The following is an 18,872-nucleotide window of genomic DNA, read 5'->3' on the forward strand; positions in this document are numbered from 1 at the left end:
CCCCACTTGGAACATATAACCATTCGACATGCCGCTTATTACCATCCGGAACGTATCATTTATAACGAGTATTACCTCGATCATTTTAAACAGATGGGCAAGGATATCAAACGATTCTTAGAGGTGATGGGCCGGGAACGGAGATATATAGCGGAGGCCGATGGGGAGAACTCCTTGACCATGGGGCTGGAGGCAGCCCGCAAGGTACTGCAGGAGGCCAGCCTTACGGGCGAAGATATGGATATGATCGTATTCGCTTCGCAGACGCCGGAGTATACCTATCCTACCAACGCACTTTTGCTGCATCATATGCTCCAGGGTAAACGCCGCACCATCACCCAGGACTCCAACGCCAACTGCGCCGGAATGGTCGCTGCGGTAGAGCAGGCAAGCCGTTACATGCAGGCTAATCCGTCCATTCACTATACGCTGGTGGTTGGCAGTGACTACAGCTCCATCAACTGCAACCCTGAGGATGAGATCACATACCCGAACTTCGGTGATGCGGCAGCGGCTGTCATTCTGGAGCGCAGCAAGGAGCCGGGAGGACTTATTGATTCCTTGTATTACACCAACTCAGATGATTGCTATAATATTATGTTTCCAGCTTGTGGATTATCCAATATTTATCAAGAAGGCATCACACCCGAGCAGATTCGTATCCGGTGGACACCGTTTGACGGTACTGTCTGTGTAGCTGCCGCAATCGCCGATCTGAAAGAGCTGCTTGTTCGGAACCATCTGACCACCGATGACATTTCAGCCTTCTGCCTGTCGCAGTTCTCGCTGAAGAACATTCAACTCATCCAGGAAGGACTGGGCCTGAATGACGAGAAGTTTATTTATGTGGGCGATGAATTTGGCTATACGGCAACGAGCAGTCCGTTTATCGCTTTTCAGCGCGGAGTGGAAGACGGCCGGATCAAACGCGGCGATTATGTGTTCTTCTGGTCTGTAGGCGCAGGCTGGCAGATCCCTACGATGCTGTTCCAGTATTAACGTAGGTCCTATTTACTGAAAACAACAAACAGCAGGCCCCCTTCATTCGGTGGCCTGCTGTTTGTTTGTGCCTTTAAAGTTGAGCCCCTAGGTGTCTGAACCTTCTAGGCAACAACTTATAAGGACAACCCCACCCGCTGCACCAGCCGGGAGCTTTCTTCATTCAATCCGGTGACGGAGACCTTTTTGCCCTGCTGAGCGTATTTGTCTATGACCTTGGCTATCGCATGCACTGCTGACTGGTCCCACACATGTGAATGCGTGAAGTCGACCACGATCTGATCGGGATCGCTGCCATAAGCGAATTCCTGGATAAAGTGGCTGGTGGTGCCGAAGAACAGCTGCCCCGATACGGCGTAGATTGCTGAGGTGCCGGTGGTCTGCACACTCAGGCGGATCGAAGCTATTTTCCAGGCAAACGCCAACGCACTCAGCAGCACTCCGAACAATACCCCAATAGACAGGTTGTCCGTAAGCACTACTGTAACCACAGTTACGATCATCACGAGTGCATCGCTTACCGGTACACGGGTCAAGGACTTCACTGAACCCCAGTCAAAGGTGCTGATACACACCATAATCATTACACCAACAAGCGCCCCCATCGGAATCTTCTTCACGACATCCCCGAGCACAAGAATCAGAAACAACAGGAAAATCCCTGATACAAACGTCGACAGGCGGGTCCGTCCACCCGATTTCATATTGACCATCGATTGGCCAATCATCGCACAGCCGGCCATGCCGCCGAAGAATCCAGTGACCACATTGGCAAGCCCCTGGCCTTTGGCTTCGCGGTTCTTGTCGCTGCCAGTACCGGTAATATCATCAATCAATGTAGCAGTCATCAGTGATTCCAGCAGACCTACAACAGCCAGCGACAATGAATACGGCAGGATAATCAGCAGCGTATCCAGCGAGAGCGGAATCATCGGCAGATGAAACATCGGCAGCGCCGAGGTAATCGTACCCATATCGCCCACTGTCCTCACATCCAGCTGCAGTGTGATGGCAAGAATGGAAACGGCAACAATAGCCACCAGCGCTGAAGGCACTGCCGCAGTAAGGCGAGGGAACGTGTAGATAATGACCAATGTCAATGCCACCAGGGCGTACATCACCCAGCCTTGCCCGTTGAAATGGACCAGCTGGGCCATAAAGATCAGAATCGCCAGCGCATTCACAAAACCCGTCATCACCGGCTGAGGCAGAAACGTGATAAACCGGCCAAGCTTCAGCATGCCCATCAGGATCTGGATAAGACCGGTCAGCACGGTTGCCGCGAATAAATACTCTATACCGTGCTGAAGTACCAGACTGCCGACCAGCAGAGCCATCGCTCCGGTTGCCGCCGAGATCATACCCGGCCGTCCGCCAGCGAATGCCGTTACAATCGCAATACAAAAAGAAGCATATAAACCCACCATCGGGCTTACTCCGGCAAGGATCGAGAAAGCGATCGCTTCGGGTATCAGCGCAACGGCAACGGTCATTCCCGACAGGATATCACTCCGTGTGTTGGAGAACCACCCATTATTTAGGACAAGCTGTTTCAAAATCCTCTTTCCTCCTGTGTCTGTTAAGGTTGTTGGGCCTCCTCCGAGGCCCCGGGTCCGATGCAACGCTAATGTTCCTTATTGTACCCGACCCGCCTTAGCCTTCACAAAAAGTCAAACCGGTCCTGTAAGCGTTTATCTTGGGTGTATGCTTCTTTATCCTGCGTATATCTCGTTTATTCTATATCTCCTGTAGTCGTCAATTACCGGAATAATCCGGATGCATTCATTTCCTTCATGAAGGTGTTGAACTCATCAATATTCAGCTGCTGCGCCGCATCGGACAAGGCTGTCGCAGGATCAGGATGCACCTCAATCATGATGCCGTCGGCTCCGGCAGCCAGCGCAGCCTTGGCGCAAGGAAGCATGATATCCTTGCGTCCTGTGGAGTGAGTCACATCAACCAGTACCGGCAGATGGCATTCCTGCTTCAGAATCGGAACGGCTGAGATATCCAGCGTATTGCGGGTTGAGCGCTCATAAGTACGAATCCCCCGCTCGATCAGCATAACCTGTGTATTGCCGCGAGACATGATGTACTCCGCTGCATGTACGAATTCGTCCAGCGTGGCGGACAGTCCGCGCTTCAGCAACACCGGCTTGTTGACTTCCCCTACCGCCTTCAGCAGCTCGAAATTATGCATATTGCGGGCGCCGATCTGGATAATGTCGACATAATCCAGCGCTTCTTCAATATGGCGCGGATCTACGATCTCACTGATGGTCAGCAGCCCGTATTCACTTGCCGCTTCGCGCAGAATCCGCAGCCCCTCCATGCCAAGACCCTGGAAATCATACGGTGAGGTACGGGGCTTGAAGGCGCCGCCGCGCATAACACGCACACCGGCTTTCTGCAGAGCAGCGGCTACGGTGCGGGTCTGCAGCTCGCTCTCCACAGAACAAGGGCCAGCAACCATCAGCGAGGACGCTCCGCCAACTGTAACCTCTCCTGGCAGAACAATAACTGTATCTTCCTTATGACTCTTGCGGGCTACCAGCAATGTTTTTTTGTGCTCATCGCTCTGCAAGTCCAGCGAGGCCGAGAAAATCTGTTTGAAGAGGCTGCGGATTGTACTGCCGGTGAACGGTCCTTTGTTGCTTGCCACCAGCTCATCCAGCATTTTCTTCTCCCGTTCAGGATCGAATTTGGGCACACCCTGCTTCTCCTTGATCACGCCAATCTCCTGCACAACAGCCGCACGCTCGGAGATCAGCTCCAGCAGCTTACCGTTAATCTCATCCAGACGGCCTCTTAACTCATCCAACTCCACATTGCTCATTACCTTCCACTCCCTTTGGTTAGAATACATATTTGAACGCAAAAAGACCCCCCGCCGCAAGGGACGAGGAGCCGTGGTACCACCCTTATTTAGAATTAATCTGCTTAGCCGGTCCATTACCTGGATTGCATTGCCCTGACTGCAGTATTCATTCTGTCTTTCACCCGTTAACGCGGGGCGCGGGCCACCCTACCCATATTGATGCTTCAGCAGCACAATACTTCAGGGGCCAACTCGGAAGTGAACTTCAACGCCAGCCGTCTCACGAGGGTGCTCTCAGTCTCCGGCACACCTTCCCTGTTATGATCCGTTTCCAGCGTCTACTCTCTTCGTCATGATCTTTCCAGCTATACAGTGCTTCTTCGGCACTGGTTTCTGCTATCTTAATCAAAAAGCAATATTGGCGCAAGATATCAATTCACCGCAGTGCAGCGTTAATTATAAATCTCAAATTATATATATTTGCTGATCAAGCGGTTTAGGGCTTCGATCCCCAGCGGTTTGCTGATGTAGTCATCCATTCCCGCTTCCAGACATTTCTCGCGGTCCCCCTTCAGGGCATTGGCTGTAACTGCGATAATGACCGGGAGCTGACCGGGAGGCAGAGTCTTCTTCAGGATTTGGGTAGCCCAGCACTTCGCGCACCGAAGGCGAGCAATAACGGCAAAGATCATCGGAGCCCGATATATACACAATATCCTTGATATTGACGGCGATCAGAAGGCCCAACTCGTCTAACGAGCGGTTCGGCACTTCATCGACATCTTCCATCTGCTGATCCGGCAACATCATCATATTCAGGATATAATACAGCCCGGCTCCTGTTAACGGATGGATGACCAGCACCGTCTGCACCTGCATAGCACGGGAATCCCCACTTCAGATACCAGCTTCAGCTCGCACTCCAAATAAGGGAGCTTTGCTTGTTCCAGAGTCCCGATCAACTGCTTATGTATGCTTGCCGAAGCTTCATCCAGAGTTTCGTCTGCTGCTTCAACATCCTATTCACCCGCCCGTTCGTGAGTAATTCCGGCCTATTACTCTTCAAGTATTTAATATAAATATCTTGTATAACAGGGCTAAAGTCAATTAACAAAAAAAGCAAATTGTAAAAACATTAAAAGTGAATATCCTCTCCCCAGAGCGGCATCCCTGTATCTTGCATCTTTCTTGTTTCAGCCTGTTTCAGAACTAACCCCCCAGCAGTTGCTCCACGGTCCTGGTGAAGGCTTTAACCTGAATAGGCTTGGTGACATATCCCGCAAAACCGACTTGTTCCGCCCTTTGGATATCGGCCTGCTGTGCAAATGCACTAATGGCCAGCACAGGAATATGGCATGTACGTTGATCCTTCTTCAGATATTCCATAGCTTCATAACCATCCAGGTCTGGCAAGCCAATATCCAGAATAATCAGATCCGGCTGCTGCTGCTCGGCAATCTGCAGACCGCTCTCTGCCGTCTCCGCTTTGAGCAGCTGTACTGCGGGAAGATTTTTTCTGAAGATATGGTGCATCAATTCCATGTTCAGCGGGTTATCTTCAACATATAATACCGTCTGCTTGTGTTCTTCCATTCCTGCATTCCCCCTTAAAAACACCCCCATGCCGGATGCCTTGTTGCACCACAAAAAATAAAAAAACCGAAGAAAGGGTCTATCCCCCCTCTTCGGCTCATGTTCGGCTCACTGTCGTGTCCGACTCATTTCCACCTGCTTGTATTTAATTGGTAAACGTATATGCTATTACACTTGTGTCCTTATCCAGATCCCAATCGACATAAATATCAGACAGCTCCTTGCCCAGCATGGGTGCAATGGTTGTCGTATCCTGCAGATACCGCTTCTCCATCTTCCGTTTCGTGGTCTTGAGCGTATTCTCATACCCAAGGCCGATTAATTCCTTCTCCAGAGGGATCAGGATACCTTCACGCTTAATAATCAGAGTGCGCGGATTCTGCCACCAGGAATCGGTATGCACGGGCTCCTTCTGGACAAGCCGGCTCACTTCGTTGATCTGGGCATGAACCTCTTCCCGGCCCGCATAAAGATCGGGTGCCGTGCCCTCTGTCTTGATCAGAGCCACAATCATTCCCGAAGCGTTATGTATCCCCCAATCATAGAAAAGCTCGCCTACTTCAACTGCCATAGTGTTACTAAGATATGCTGATAATTCAGGCAGCAGCGATTTCATCATCAGCTCCCGTGTGTAACGAAAAGCCTGCTCCTCTTCCTTATTCAGAAGAAATGTCTCCACAGGTCCAATAAAGTTGCGGATATGAAGCGTTATACATTGTTCCCCTATTGAAGCATATATGGATTCAGGACCTTTCCCAAATCGTTCTCGCAGCAATCTTCCAGCGTAACTGGCAAGTTGGCTAGTAAGTTCAGTCGTACTCATCTAATTTCCTCCAGCATTCTATTCTTGTCTCTGTTGCCTGCTCTGGGGAGCCGCACCGTTCGCTGAAAAAACGGTTCGTTCACTTAGTATAATAGCAACGGCGAAGTTCGTACACACAAAAAAATCCCCAGACTTCTGGGAGCCGGATGCAGCAGCCCAAAGCCATAAGAACGTTAGACATTTCCTGGAGAGGAATATAGTTAACAGCTTCCCCTTGCCCAGACAGAATCATACCAGGGTGGCTGCCGGTCCGTGGAACCTGCAGGCCACCCTGGTATGAAGGGTCAATGGGTTTCTCCGCCAATATTTATTGCAGCTGCCACTCTGCTATCGGGAAATCACGTTTCGCCAGCTTTTCTTCCACAAGGAAAGTCTTGGTGCCTTCCAGCAGCTTCAGCCCCTCTTCCGTGAAGGCGGTATCCTTAATCTCGCTGATTGGGCTGACCTGCTCCGCGAGCTCAGGGGTTGTGTTGTTGATCTCGGCCAGAAACTGATAATACTCTGCTTCATGCTGCTTCAGATCTGCCAAGGCCTTCTGCCGGGCGTCATTCCACACCTTGGGAAAGTCCGGAAACTTACTCAAATAATCCTCTGAAACTACAGTTACGCTGGAGCCGAGCAATTCAGGATGTTTGCTGGCATCATCAAGGCTGGTATAGCCTTCCTGAATTTGGCTCAGAGCAAAGATTCCGCTATTGGTCATAGCATCAATATCCCCCCGGGCCAACGCAGCTGTACCATCGGGTCTGAGCATATGAACCAGCTTATAATCGGTCACCCCTTCCTCCTTCAGCAGTCCGACGATATAACGGTGCATGAACGAGCCCTTCTGAATGCCGATCGTTGCGCCTTGCAATTCTTTAAGGGTTGTCGGACCTCCCTTCCTGGCGATTACATACCCTACGTTATTGGTCATGGATTGGGTAATCAGGCGGGTCTTGGCACCGGAAGCATAAGCAATAATGGCCGGAGTATCTCCCAGGCTGCCGAAATCAAGCCGTCCGCTGATCAGGGACTCTGTCTGGTCCGGTCCATTGGGGAAGCCTGTCAGCTTCACTTCGTTGATCCCGTGCTTCTTCAGCTCCTCTTGGATGATTCCTTTATAGAAGCCCCAGCCCTCTGCTCCTCCGGGCACATTGAGCTTGTTCGAACCGATATAGCCATAATTCAGTACAGCCGGAACATTACTCTGCTCCTTAGAATTAGAACCCTCTGCTGCCGCAGTCTCAGGGTCCTGTGTTGCGGCATTGCTGCCGCAGGCCTGCAGCAGCAGCATAATCATAATAATACCTGTTGAAAGCAATGTGCGATAACCTGTGACCTGTCTCATTGTTGTCTCCCCTTCACCTGCAAATATGCGGTTATCTCATTCGTGACAGCTCAGAACCCGGCCCGGGCTGCCAGCTTCACCATATACTCATGGCTGGCTACAGGCTGCCTGCCCCGGCCCCAGCCTACCTTCTCCCTGTAGCCGCCAAGCAAACCTTCCCGTTGGATCTCTGCTTCAGTAATCCCGGTCAATCCCTCGGAATCCGGCGCTACATACAAGGCATCAGCCGGGCAATACAGCTCACACATGAAGCAGGTCTGGCAGTCGCTCTGCCTGGCAATCACCGGAATCCCGTTCTCTACGCGGTCATAGACGTTGGTTGGGCAGACGGATACACATTGATTGCATTCAATACACCTATCCGCACTGATGATCTCTATCACGATAGAACACCCTCCTTCACTACGCTCTCCGGCTTGACCCAGACCTGATCCAGGCCGCCGCTGATCAGTCGGTGATGCTGGCCTTCATCGGTTGCCTTGAAATCCTCCCGTTTATGCATGCCTCTGGTTTCGGTGCGGGCCAGCGCTGAGCTGTACATCCATCGGGCCGTGGCTGTCATTGCCTGCACTTCACGCGCTTTGACCCCTTCCATGGTGCGCTGGATTTCACGGCCGCGCTGGTCCTTCCACAGCCCTTCCAGCCGGCCCAGCGATGAGGTCAGCCCAGCCTCCGTACGGAACAGATTGATGTCGTAAGGCTTCACTTCAGCCTGTACAGCTTCCACATATTCCGCCGTTCTGGCAGCCGTCCCCGCCTTCACCTCCTGATGAACAAGCGGCGACGAGGATAGGCCGACCGGGCTGCGCAACGCGGCATGCCGGCCCAGAGTCTGCACATAGGAGGCCGCGCCTTCCCCGGCGAACGAGCCGGAGGACATCGCCCAAGCCGCATTATGGCTCCCTCCGCCTGTGAACCCGCCGCAGATCAGCTCGCGGGTTGCAGCATCCCCGGCTGCATACAGGCCAGGGATGCCGGTTCCGCAGCTCTCATCGGCGATACGAATGCCGCCCGTGCCGCGCACGGTTCCTTCCAGGCGCAGGGTAACGGGAAAGGCTTCCTTGAAGGGATCGATTCCCCTGCGGTCAAACGGGAGGAAGAAATTGGTCTGTGCCACCCGCAGCAGCGGCCTCAGATCCTCGGAAGCCCCATCCAGCTTGGCATATACCTGCCGACCGGCAAGCAGATTGCGGGCGATCACGGAGCGGCCTTTCTTCGAGCCTGCTCCTTCCACAACACTTCCATCCTCGTAATAGAAGCTGGCGTAGCTGTAATACGCCGTCTTGGTTACAGAAGAGAACGTCGGGCAGATTGCATAAGCATTGGAGAATTCCATCCCCGACAAGCTGGCTCCCGCTTCAGCGGCGAACAAATAGCCGTCGCCTGTAAGCACATTGCAGCCCAGGGCGTTGCTGAGGAAAGCGCAGCCGCCGGTGGCAATGACAACGGCCCTGCCTGTATCCTCCAGGTTTGACCGCTCTGGGTCTGCACACCGGCGGCTCCGGCCACGCCGTGTTCATCAGCCAGCAGCTCCAGCACAGGACTGTGGTCCAGAATGCGCACGCCCGCTTTCTTCACCAGCTTGCGCATCAGCCGCATATATTCTGGCCCCTGCAGACCTCTGCGGTACGGATTGCCCTCTTCATCCGCAGGGAATGGATAACCGGATACACCCAGCTTGTTCATATTCTCGTACGTGCGGTCCAGCACCCGGTCCATCCAGCGGTGTTCGGCAAGCTGGCCGCCCATCTCGAAACGGCTTGCTTTGGCTTGCTCCCGGAGCTCCTGGTCCGGCTGCACATACCATACGCCGGTTCCCGAAGGCGCAGTCGCTCCGCTGGAGCCGCAGTACCCTTTATCCACCAGAATCACCTTTGCTCCTCTGGCTGATGCCGCCAGAGCAGCCCATGTCCCTGCCGGCCCTCCGCCAATCACAAGTACATCTGCAATATAATCTGCCGCTCTTTGCTCTGCCCCATTACTCATATGTGGTTCCTCCCCCGATTCGTCAACCTTGATAGTTATCACGCCAGAACAGAAATCTGCGTTCTATAACGCGGAATAATGAATCAATCAGCTTGCCGACAATAGCAAAAATCAGTATCCCTGCAAACACGATCTCCGTATTGGAATTCTGTTTGCCTTCATTAATAAGGAAGCCTACCCCGGACTGCGAGCCGATCAATTCAGCGACAACAAGCCCTATCCAGGCTACAGCCAGAGACAGCCGCAGGCCGAGCAATATGCCGGGCAGTGCCGCAGGCAGGATCAGTCTGTGCAAGGTCTGATAGGAGTTGAAGCCAAGCACCCGGGCAACCTCAAACAGCTTATTGTCCACTCCGCGAATGCCCATGAACGTATGGATATACAGCGGGAAGAAAGCACCACTCATAATAATCACAATCTTGGAGACCTCGCCGAACCCAAACCAGAGAATGATGAGCGGTGCAATCGCCAGATGAGGCACAAGTCTAAGCACTTGAATGCTGGGGTCCAGCAGATACTCGACCTTGCGGAACAAGCCATTCAGCAGTCCCAGCACAAGGCCCAGACAGCCACCAAGCACAAAGCCGGCCCCCGCTCTGCCCAGGCTGACACCCAGGTGATGAATTAGTTCGCCGCTGGCAGCAAGCCCGGCCAATGCCCGAAAAATAGCCAACGGCGCGGGCAGAAACTGCGGCGAAATCCAGCCGAAGCTGCCTGCCAGCTGCCACAGGAATATTACGCCAACCGGGATTGCCGCTCCTGTGGCAAGGTTAGCCAGAATCCCGCTGCTGCTGTTTACAGGTTGCCTGACTGTTTTCACCCGCACAGCAGCCGTACCACTGTAGTCCTTGGCCTCCATGATTCCTTTGGAAGCCTTGATTAGGGCTTCTATCTGATCACTCATGCTGTTCCCTCCTTATTCGCCCGTTTATCCCTGATATTGATCCTGCCAGCGCAGCAGCCGTTGTTCTCCTAGCCGAATAATCGAATCACTGGCCAGGCCGGCAACGGCAAACACCATAATTCCTACGAAAACAACCGGAGTGTCGGCAAACTGGCGGGCGTCGGACATCATATACCCGATGCCGGAGGTTGAAGCAATCAGCTCGGCGACAACAAGCCCCAGCCAGGAAAGGCCCAGCGACAGGCGCACTCCCAATATAATGTTCGGCAGCGCTGCCGGAAGCACCAGCCGCAGCACCTGCTTCAGCCTGCTGAAGCCCAGTACGCGAGCCACCTCAAACAACTTATTGTCCACTCCGCGAATACCCATAAATGTATTAATGTAGAGCGGAAAAAAAGCACCCTTGGCGATCAGCAAAATCTTGGATTCCTCGCCGATGCCAAACCAAAGAATAAACAACGGCACCACGGCAAGGCTGGGCACCATCCGGATCATTTGCAGGGAAGGGTCCAGCAGCCGCTCCGATCTGCGAAATAGTCCTGTCAACAGTCCGAGGAACAGTCCGAGTCCTCCTCCAAGCAGGAAACCTGCAAATACCCTGCCTGCACTGATGCTGAAGTTATCCCATAGATCGCCTGAAGCGGATAATGTTATAAAGGATTGGGCAATCGTAAGGGGCGATGGAAACAGCATTTCCGAAATCATTCCATAATGGCTGAGGAGCTGCCATAGAATAACAACACTGCCCGGCAGCAGGAGCCCCAGGGCTGCCACTTTACCGGGTCGCCTGCCGGCGGTTGCCGCCAGTGATCGGGTTGTCATGGCTTCATCGACCTCCTTGTCTCTTATAGTAAATAATTCACATATGTTAAGTCGGATTATAGCCGGCAAAAATTTTAGATTCCCGCACCATCCGTCAGCTCCAGCTCATCCACCTTCTCAAATACATTCATCACCTTCAGCCGCAGCTCCTGAAAGGATATATTGGATTTCTTGCGCGGATAGGGCAGATCTATCGGCACAATGCTGCGAATCTTCCCGGGACGCGGCTCCAGAACCACTACCCGGCTGCCGAGAAATACAGCTTCATCAATATCATGGGTTACAAAAATCATCGTCGTCCGGTTCGCGCGCCAGATATCGAGCAGCACACTCTGCATATGGGCGCGGGTAAAGGCGTCCAGCGCTCCAAACGGCTCATCAAGCAGCAGCACCTTGGGATTGCGCAGCAACGCCCGCGCGATGGACACCCGCTGAGCCATTCCCCCCGACAGCTCGCGGGGATAGGATTTCTCGAAGCCGTTCAGTTTCACCAGGCTGATCAGCTCATCCACCTTCCGCCGGATTTCCGGCTTGCCAAGCGGCAGATCAGCAGCAATATTCTTCTCCACTGTAAGCCAGGGGAAGAGTCGGTGCTCCTGAAAGATAAATCCCTTATCCACACCCGGCCCGCCAATCTCGGCGCCTTCAAGCGTAACACTGCCTGTATATCCCAGATCCAGTCCAGCGATAATCCGCAGTAAAGTGCTTTTACCGCAGCCGCTGGGACCAATGACCGTAATCAGCTCACCCTCCTGAACCTGCAAATCCACATTATGCAGCGCGTGAACCGGTCCTGCAGCCGTCTCAAACTGTTTGTTCAGCCTGGCGATGGATAGTAATGCTGCTCCCATTTCAGCTCCTCCTTCTTGATGAGACAAACCTTCATTGCCGGTACACAAAAAAACAGAGGTATCCGCGGTTGTCTTCCGCGAACACCTCTGTTTGAACAGTCGGTCATATAATCCAAAGTAAAACCATTGGAATTTGTATATTTAAAATATCACCTATTCAGAAAGCTGTCAACACTATCTCACATGGATTTCGTCAATGTAATGATTCCAGCCTGCTGGTTCCAGGCTACATCCCACTGCAGAAGCTCAGCGATGAAACGCAGCGGCACCATTGTTCTGCCGTCCTCATTGATAAATACCTTGGCGCCTACGGACTTCTGTACTCCGTTGACTTCCATCACGTTTTTGCCAATCCAGAATTTCAGGGTGTCTCCGCCTGCCATTACCCACACGGAGCTGGTGGCATGGTCATATTTCACTTCCGCACCAATACCTTCACCCAGGTAACGCAGCGGGATATAAGTGGTTCCCATCATGTTCGAAGGTACAGTGTCCATCTTGGTTACTGTTCCATTAATGTGGAGGTCCATGCTGTTCAGCTTCATCCAGACCGTTGTCATGTCGGCAGGAGCAGCAGCTTCCTGGAATTTGTCGTTGAACTGGGCAACAATGGCTCCAGAAAGAGCTTTACCTACACCAAACATAGTTTTGTAGCCTTCACGGTTGGCGGTGTATGAACCGCTATAATTTCCGGCAGCATATTGATCAAAGGTAGCCTGCACCTGGCCTTCATGCACCTTCAGCGAAGCTTGCGCAGTCGCTGTAGGCAGATGCTCGGCAGTAGCTGTACCCAGGAACTTCCCGAGTTCCATACCGAAGCTGTCGATGCGGGCCAGAACGGCTGCTTTGGCAGCGGCATCGTTATTTTTGACTGCTGTTACATAGTCGCTTTGCGCTTTAATATGGTCGCCTACCCAAATCTGTTCAAAAGCATCTCCGCCCGCAGCACCGTAAACGGATGTCACTGCAGCTTTGAAATCGGCGGTATTGCCGGCCTCTGCATTAATCAGGGCCATGTAATCGGCTTTGCCGTCGAATTGCTTCTGCATTTCCAGTGCCGAGAGTGCAAAATGCTCAGCTGCTACACCGTTCAGTGCCGACCGCAGATCTCCGGCCTTGGTGTCTGCTTTGGTATTCTCGAATTTCTCCGGCATTTGAGTCACAATCGCGGTGGACAACACTTTGCTGATGGTGAACATTTCCTTGTAGCCTTCACGGTAGGTCTTGTAGGCAGCGGCATAATCTCCGGCTACATAAGCTTCAAAGGTGTCCTGCACGTGGTCTTCGTGGCTGCGCAGCGCTTGCTCGGCGGCCGTCTTAGGCAGATTGCCTTCGGTTGCTGTGCTCAGGAAGGCGGCAAACTCAGTAACAAAACCCTGTACTTCCTGTTCTGCTTGTTGAATAGCTGCGGCATCCTTCGACTTCGTCGCTTTCACCAGCTCATCGGTGTATTTGTTATGTTCACGGAAGATCCGTTCAAATTCGGCTCCGCCTGCCTTGCCGTACAGCGATTCAATCGCCGGCTGCATGTCCAGCGCGTTCTGGTCCAGAGCCCAGTATGCAGCAGCGGCATCCTGTGAGCCATCGTAGGCTTTCGTCATTGCTGCAACCGCCAGGACAAAGTGCTCGGAGAGCAGATGATCCAGCGCAGCTCTAAGTTCAACGGCCGGCGTATCCACCTTGGCGATCGACTGTACCGTAGCTGCGTTCGCCATCGTAGGCAGAAGCAGTGTCAGACTCAACATTGGAGCAAGTAATTTTCTCATTTTAAACATGTTACATTCCTCCTCATGGATTGGGTTTGTGAAGCACTGCCCAGGTGATCTTCTGTTGTTGCTTACATGGATGAAACGCAGGGATGGGGGATTTGGATCACTGTTGTTGTAAAAAAAGTTTCAAACCTATCGATCCCACCCAAACCCTCCCTTCCAAGGGAGGGCCCCAGAGGGCTGCACCCTCTGGACTCCCGCAAGTTTGGCGAATGAGATTGGCGGTACTGTGATTAGGAGGCTGGGATGTAGGACCGCTTATCCCTGCGGGACCGCTTGGACGCCGCTGGGGCTGGCCGCTTTCCCTTACGGGATACACGGCAGGGGGTTAAGGGCGAAAGCGTAAGGGCGGGCTGTTCCTTCGGAATGCGCAAGATCCTAAGGGCAAGAGCAGGCTGTTCCTTCGGAATGCGCAAGATCCTAAGGGCAAGAGCAGGCTGTTCCTTCGGAATGCGCAAGATCCTAAGGGCAAGGGCGGGCTGTTCCTTCGGAATGCGCAAGATCCTAAGGGCAAGAGCAGGCTGTTCCTTCGGAATGCGCAAGACCCTAAGGGCAAGAGCAGGCTGTTCCTTCGCAATGCGCGAGACCCTAAGGGCAAGGGCGGGCTGTTCCTTCGCAATGCGCAAGACCCTATACAACAAAAAAACTGCCTCTCCACAGATTTCTCTGCGAACAAGACAGTTTAGCTAAAGGGTGCAATCAGAAGATGAGCAGCCAGAGGTACAGTCCAAGCAAGGTGAAGAACAGCGTGGGCACTGTAAGGATAATACCCGTTCTAAAGTAAGTTCCCCAGGAGATCTTCACGCCTTTGCCTGAGAGCACATGCAGCCACAGCAAGGTCGCCAGCGAGCCGATTGGGGTGATCTTCGGCCCCAGGTCCGAGCCAATGACATTGGCGTAGATCAGCGCTTCCTTCACAGGAGCGGTAACCGTGGTAGTGTCAATCGCCAGCGCATTGATCAGCACCGTGGGCAGATTGTTCATTAGAGAGGACAGCAGGGCCGCGAGAAATCCCATCGCCAGCGTGGCGGCCAGCACGCCATGTTCAGCAGCATCCTGAATGATGGTGCCCAGCAATCTGGTTAAGCCCGCATTGCGAAGCCCATACACCACCACATACATTCCCACAGAGAAAAAAACAATCGCCCAAGGCGCACTCTTGACGACCCGCTTCACAGGGACGGCTGGACTTCGGCTGGCCATAATCAGGAATACCAATGCCACGATTCCGGCAATTGCCGAGACCGGGATATGCAGCAGACCGCCGAACAAGTAGCCAGCCAGCAGAGCAGCAAGCACAAACCAGGAGAGGGTAAACATCCGTTTATCCTTGATCGCCTCCGCGGGCAGCTTCAGTTCCTCGCTGTCGAAATGTTTCGGAATGCTGCTTCGGAAAAAGAAATACAGCACCCCCGTGCTTGCGGCCAGCGAGAACAGATTCGGCACAACCATATGAGCGGCGTATTCCATAAAGGAAATACCGAAGAAATCGGCTGAGACAATATTGACGAGATTGCTGACCACCAATGGCAATGAGGTCGTATCGGCGATGAACCCGCTGGCGATCACGAACGGAAACACCTTGCGCTCATCGAAATTCAGCGCCCGCACCATTGCCAGCACAATCGGCGTCAGGATCAGCGCCCCGCCGTCATTGGTGAACAGCGCCGTAACGATGGCCCCGAATACGGTCACATACAGGAACATCCGCACGCCGCTGCCCCTTGCCGCCGCAGCCATATGAAGAGCCGCCCACTCAAAGAAGCCGATGCTGTCCAGAACCAGGGAGATTAGAATAATGGCTACGAACGCCAGTGTGGCATTCCAGACGATTCCCGTTACATCTACTACATCACTGAAGCTGACCACCCCGGCCGCCAAGGCCAGAATCGCCCCTCCGCAAGCGGAATATCCAATCGACAGCCCCTTAGGCTGCCAGATCACAAGCGTTATGGTTATTACAAATATCAAACAGGCCAACACGACAGACACCGCTGCTTCACTCTCCCATTCTACTCCGCGCAAACATTTCCTCTTATCATAAGACAATACATCGGTTTAATCATCATAATTTATAGCTCATACTAACATTCAACGTCTAGCAGTCCGTTTCATAAGTTCCTTCTCCGTTTCCCCAGTTTCCAAGACCAAAGCTTATGGACGAAGGGTCAAGATGCTCACCCGGAGAGATATTCCTGCAAAAATACAGGAATTTCCTCTTCTCTTCTCCTTGTTCGCTGAATTCTTGTAAAAGTGCAGGTTTTCCGGCAGTTGGTTCATCGAAACAGCGCTGGAGGTGTAAATTCCTGCACTTTTGCAGGCTTTCGGTCCCGAAGACCGTTTTCGCACGAAAAAAACGGTATGATTGCAGGCATTTTGGGCAGTAGGTGACTATATATGGCCCGCTGAGCTTGAAGCTAGCGGCCCTGCGCTGCTTCAGTGGTCGTCCTTCCTCATTGCGGGTTCCAAACGTTACACTACACCCTGCTTTACAGATCAGGGGCATGCCCGGGTAAGGACTTCTGAAACGCTGTACTAGTAGCTTCTAAGAATTCCTACGCAGTCCTTACGCTTACTTTAAGTAAGAGATTGTGGTATAATGCTCACAATCGTCAATTTATCGGACTGGCTGTATGCCAACCAAGAAATAATTTGAATACAAGGGGCTTGTGAAGATGAATAATGAATTGCCGAAGAAGCCTGCGGGCGGCTTTGAGTTTGGAATCTATACGCTGGGGGATATCGTGCAGGACTGTCACACCGGACAGACAATCTCTCCGCGGCAGCGGCTGGAGGAAGTGATCTTAGCCGCCAAGCTTGCCGACGAGGCCGGACTGGATGTGTTCGGGGTCGGTGAGCATCACCGGCTTGATTTCGTGATCTCTTCTGTGCCGGTGGTGCTTGCGGCCATCGCGCGCGAGACGCGGCGGATCAAGCTGACCAGCGCCACTACCGTTCTGAGCACGATTGATCCGGTACGGGTGTTCGAGGACTTCGCCACGCTGGATCTGCTGTCGGACGGACGGGCCGAGATCATTGCCGGACGGGGCGCCTTCGTGGAATCCTTCCCCCTGTTCGGCTATGAGATCGATGACTACCACCGGCTATTCGCCGAGAATATCGACCTGCTGCTGGAGCTGAACCGCAATGAGGTGATGAATTGGAGCGGAGCGTTCCGCTCCCCGCTGAAGAACGCCGAGATTGCTCCGCGTCCGCTTCAGCAGCGGCTGCCGCTCTGGGTCGGCATAGGCGGCTCCCCGGAGAGCGCGGAGAAAGCCGGTACGCTCGGAACCGGCATGGCCATTGCCATCCTCAGCGGCGACCCGAAGCCGCTCCAGCCGCTAGCGGAGATCTACCGCACCGCCGGCCGCAAGGCAGGGCACTCGCCGGAAGCGCTGAAGATTGCCATTACCAGCCATGGCTACATTGCCCAAACCTCACAGCAGGCGCTGGATGAATATTATCCTTACTATTATAGCTACCGCAATTCGATCAGCCCTACCTCCGGGACACAGTACCGGGTATCACGCAGCGAATTCGGACAACAGGTTGCGCATGACAATACCCTTGCTGTCGGCAGCCCGCAGCAGATCATTGAGAAGATCCTCTACCAGCATGAGCTGTTCGGGCACAGCCGCTTCATGACCCAGCTGGATATTGGCGGTCTGCCCTTCGCCAAGGTTGCTGCGGCAATTGAACTGCTCGCCACCGAGGTGGCCCCGGTCGTCCGGCGTGAAATTGCCGCCAAGACCAGAATTATGGCGCCCTGAACCTGCCAGAAGCCACACATCCATAACCGGAAGCGGGGATATGACATGATGAGAAAACTAACAGGAATCGCAACGCTTGCCGCATGTTTATTGGGCTGGAGCGGACCTTCGCCGGACAAGGCGTCGGCCGCCGGAAGTTATACGGCCAAGGTGTACGCGGATTCGTTGACCGTGCGCAGCGAGCCGGCCAAAGACGCGGCAGTTAAAGGCTCGGTCAAGAACGGTTCGCTGGTCACGGTAAGTGATGAGCAGCATGGCTGGATGAAGGTGCAGGCCGGCAAGACCTCCGGCTGGGTAGCCGGATATTATCTCAAGAAAGTCAGCGGCTCTGCACAAGCTTCCCCGGCCACGGCCACGACCACAACTAAAGCGACAACCACGGCGGCTACAGTTAAAACCTCCGGGGGAACCAAGGTCTCGGTAGCCGCCGATTCCCTGCGGATTCGCAGCGGTCCCGGGACCGGCTACGAGGTCTTGGGCTCGCTGAGAGCAGGCGATTCCGTAACTCCGCTCGCCCGCGAGAATGGCTGGGTGCGGATCAGCACAGCAGGCGGGCAGCAGGGCTGGGTGGCCGGGCAATATTTGAGCAGCAGCGGCACTTCTGCAGTCCAGACAGTCTCTGCGGCTGTACCCGCCGCCTCCACAGGCAGCCTGCGCGGCAAGCTGATTGTGGTCGACCCCGGCCACGGCGGCAGCGATCCGGGCATGATCGGCACGACTTACAATACGATGGAGAAGGACTTGAACCTGCAGACCGCGCTGTATGTCCGCGATTACTTGCGGGACGCAGGCGCGCGGGTCGAGCTGACCCGCACCAGCGACCAGAAGCCCACGCTCTCGCGGCGGGCGGGACTCAGCGCGGCGCTGGGGGCGGACGCTTTTGTGAGCATCCATTACAATTCTTCGCCCAAAAAGGTATCCGGGACCCTGACCTTCTATTATTCAGAAGCTGATGACCTGAGACTGGCCCGCGCGCTGGAAACCCGGCTTGGCCAGGGCATCGGTCTGAAGAGTAACGGAATATCCTTCGGCGACTATCACATTCTGCGGAATAACGGGGCACCAGCAGCGCTGGTAGAGCTTGGGTTTCTGTCTAATCCTACAGACGAGTCCACGGTCCGCACCTCCTCCTATCAGAAAAAAGCGGCCCGGGCCATCGCAAACGGAATGGCTGATTATTTCCGGCGTTAGGCCTCAGGTTCATCAT

Annotated in this window: 15 protein-coding genes and 1 pseudogene; 3 read left to right on the forward strand and 13 right to left on the reverse strand. The window is 53.7% G+C overall.

The features are described from left to right. The first annotated feature begins 6 nt into the window (after positions 1-6). A complete protein-coding gene (locus B9T62_RS27565) occupies positions 7-999 on the forward strand; it encodes a ketoacyl-ACP synthase III (protein WP_245864085.1) in 993 nt (330 codons plus the stop codon). Between the two features lie 116 nt (positions 1,000-1,115). On the opposite strand, the gene B9T62_RS27570 is transcribed toward B9T62_RS27565, so the two are convergent. The 13 genes and pseudogenes from B9T62_RS27570 to B9T62_RS27635 form a co-directional block, all read right to left on the reverse strand. Continuing rightward, on the reverse strand, positions 1,116-2,558 hold the full coding sequence (locus tag B9T62_RS27570) for a SulP family inorganic anion transporter (protein WP_087920450.1): 1,443 nt from the start codon (positions 2,556-2,558) through the stop codon (positions 1,116-1,118). Positions 2,559-2,758: 200 nt separating this feature from the next. Continuing rightward, on the reverse strand, positions 2,759-3,835 hold the full coding sequence (locus tag B9T62_RS27575) for a bifunctional 3-deoxy-7-phosphoheptulonate synthase/chorismate mutase (RefSeq protein ID WP_087918203.1): 1,077 nt from the start codon (positions 3,833-3,835) through the stop codon (positions 2,759-2,761). 513 nt (positions 3,836-4,348) lie between these two features. Continuing rightward, the gene (locus B9T62_RS40060; protein ID WP_169834442.1) at positions 4,349-4,696 is read right to left on the reverse strand and encodes a hypothetical protein; all 348 of its coding nucleotides are present in this window, start codon (positions 4,694-4,696) and stop codon (positions 4,349-4,351) included. 330 nt (positions 4,697-5,026) lie between these two features. After that, positions 5,027-5,410, reverse strand: a complete 384-nt coding sequence (locus tag B9T62_RS27585) for a response regulator (RefSeq protein WP_157794034.1) — start codon at positions 5,408-5,410, stop codon at positions 5,027-5,029. Positions 5,411-5,555: 145 nt separating this feature from the next. Then, positions 5,556-6,233, reverse strand: coding sequence for a Na-translocating system protein MpsC family protein (locus B9T62_RS27590; RefSeq protein ID WP_087918206.1), 678 nt, complete (start codon positions 6,231-6,233; stop codon positions 5,556-5,558). A 307-nt stretch (positions 6,234-6,540) separates the two neighbouring features. Beyond that, complete coding sequence (locus B9T62_RS27595) at positions 6,541-7,563, reverse strand: ABC transporter substrate-binding protein (RefSeq protein ID WP_211296360.1); 1,023 nt, start codon at positions 7,561-7,563, stop codon at positions 6,541-6,543. A gap of 50 nt (positions 7,564-7,613) precedes the next feature. Further along, positions 7,614-7,946 carry a 4Fe-4S dicluster domain-containing protein gene (locus B9T62_RS27600; RefSeq protein ID WP_087918207.1) on the reverse strand — a complete coding sequence of 111 codons (333 nt, stop codon included), beginning with the start codon at positions 7,944-7,946 and terminating at the stop codon, positions 7,614-7,616. Next, positions 7,943-9,549, reverse strand: a pseudogene (locus B9T62_RS27605) (FAD-dependent oxidoreductase). Before B9T62_RS27605 ends, B9T62_RS27600 begins: the two are co-directional and overlap by 4 nt. Before the next feature lie 22 nt (positions 9,550-9,571). Continuing rightward, positions 9,572-10,453: an ABC transporter permease gene (locus B9T62_RS27610; RefSeq protein WP_245864091.1), complete on the reverse strand. Its 882-nt coding sequence runs from the start codon at positions 10,451-10,453 to the stop codon at positions 9,572-9,574. A gap of 24 nt (positions 10,454-10,477) precedes the next feature. Continuing rightward, positions 10,478-11,275, reverse strand: coding sequence for an ABC transporter permease (locus tag B9T62_RS27615; RefSeq protein ID WP_087918208.1), 798 nt, complete (start codon positions 11,273-11,275; stop codon positions 10,478-10,480). Between the two features lie 74 nt (positions 11,276-11,349). Further along, positions 11,350-12,126 (reverse strand): ABC transporter ATP-binding protein, encoded by a 777-nt coding sequence (locus tag B9T62_RS27620; RefSeq protein WP_087918209.1) that lies wholly within the window; start codon positions 12,124-12,126, stop codon positions 11,350-11,352. 179 nt (positions 12,127-12,305) lie between these two features. After that, positions 12,306-13,901 carry a stalk domain-containing protein gene (locus tag B9T62_RS27625; RefSeq protein ID WP_087918210.1) on the reverse strand — a complete coding sequence of 532 codons (1,596 nt, stop codon included), beginning with the start codon at positions 13,899-13,901 and terminating at the stop codon, positions 12,306-12,308. Positions 13,902-14,594: 693 nt separating this feature from the next. Then, the gene (locus B9T62_RS27635; protein ID WP_087920453.1) at positions 14,595-15,887 is read right to left on the reverse strand and encodes an arsenic transporter; all 1,293 of its coding nucleotides are present in this window, start codon (positions 15,885-15,887) and stop codon (positions 14,595-14,597) included. Between the two features lie 683 nt (positions 15,888-16,570). On the opposite strand from B9T62_RS27635, the gene B9T62_RS27640 reads away from it, so the two are divergent. Both B9T62_RS27640 and B9T62_RS27645 read left to right on the forward strand, forming a co-directional pair. Next, positions 16,571-17,665: an LLM class flavin-dependent oxidoreductase gene (locus tag B9T62_RS27640; protein ID WP_087918212.1), complete on the forward strand. Its 1,095-nt coding sequence runs from the start codon at positions 16,571-16,573 to the stop codon at positions 17,663-17,665. Between the two features lie 45 nt (positions 17,666-17,710). Beyond that, positions 17,711-18,856 (forward strand): N-acetylmuramoyl-L-alanine amidase, encoded by a 1,146-nt coding sequence (locus B9T62_RS27645; protein WP_245864092.1) that lies wholly within the window; start codon positions 17,711-17,713, stop codon positions 18,854-18,856. Positions 18,857-18,872 lie beyond the last annotated feature (16 nt).

It is taken from the genome of Paenibacillus donghaensis (assembly GCF_002192415.1).
GTDB classification, from domain to species: Bacteria; Bacillota; Bacilli; order Paenibacillales; family Paenibacillaceae; genus Paenibacillus_AQ; species Paenibacillus_AQ donghaensis.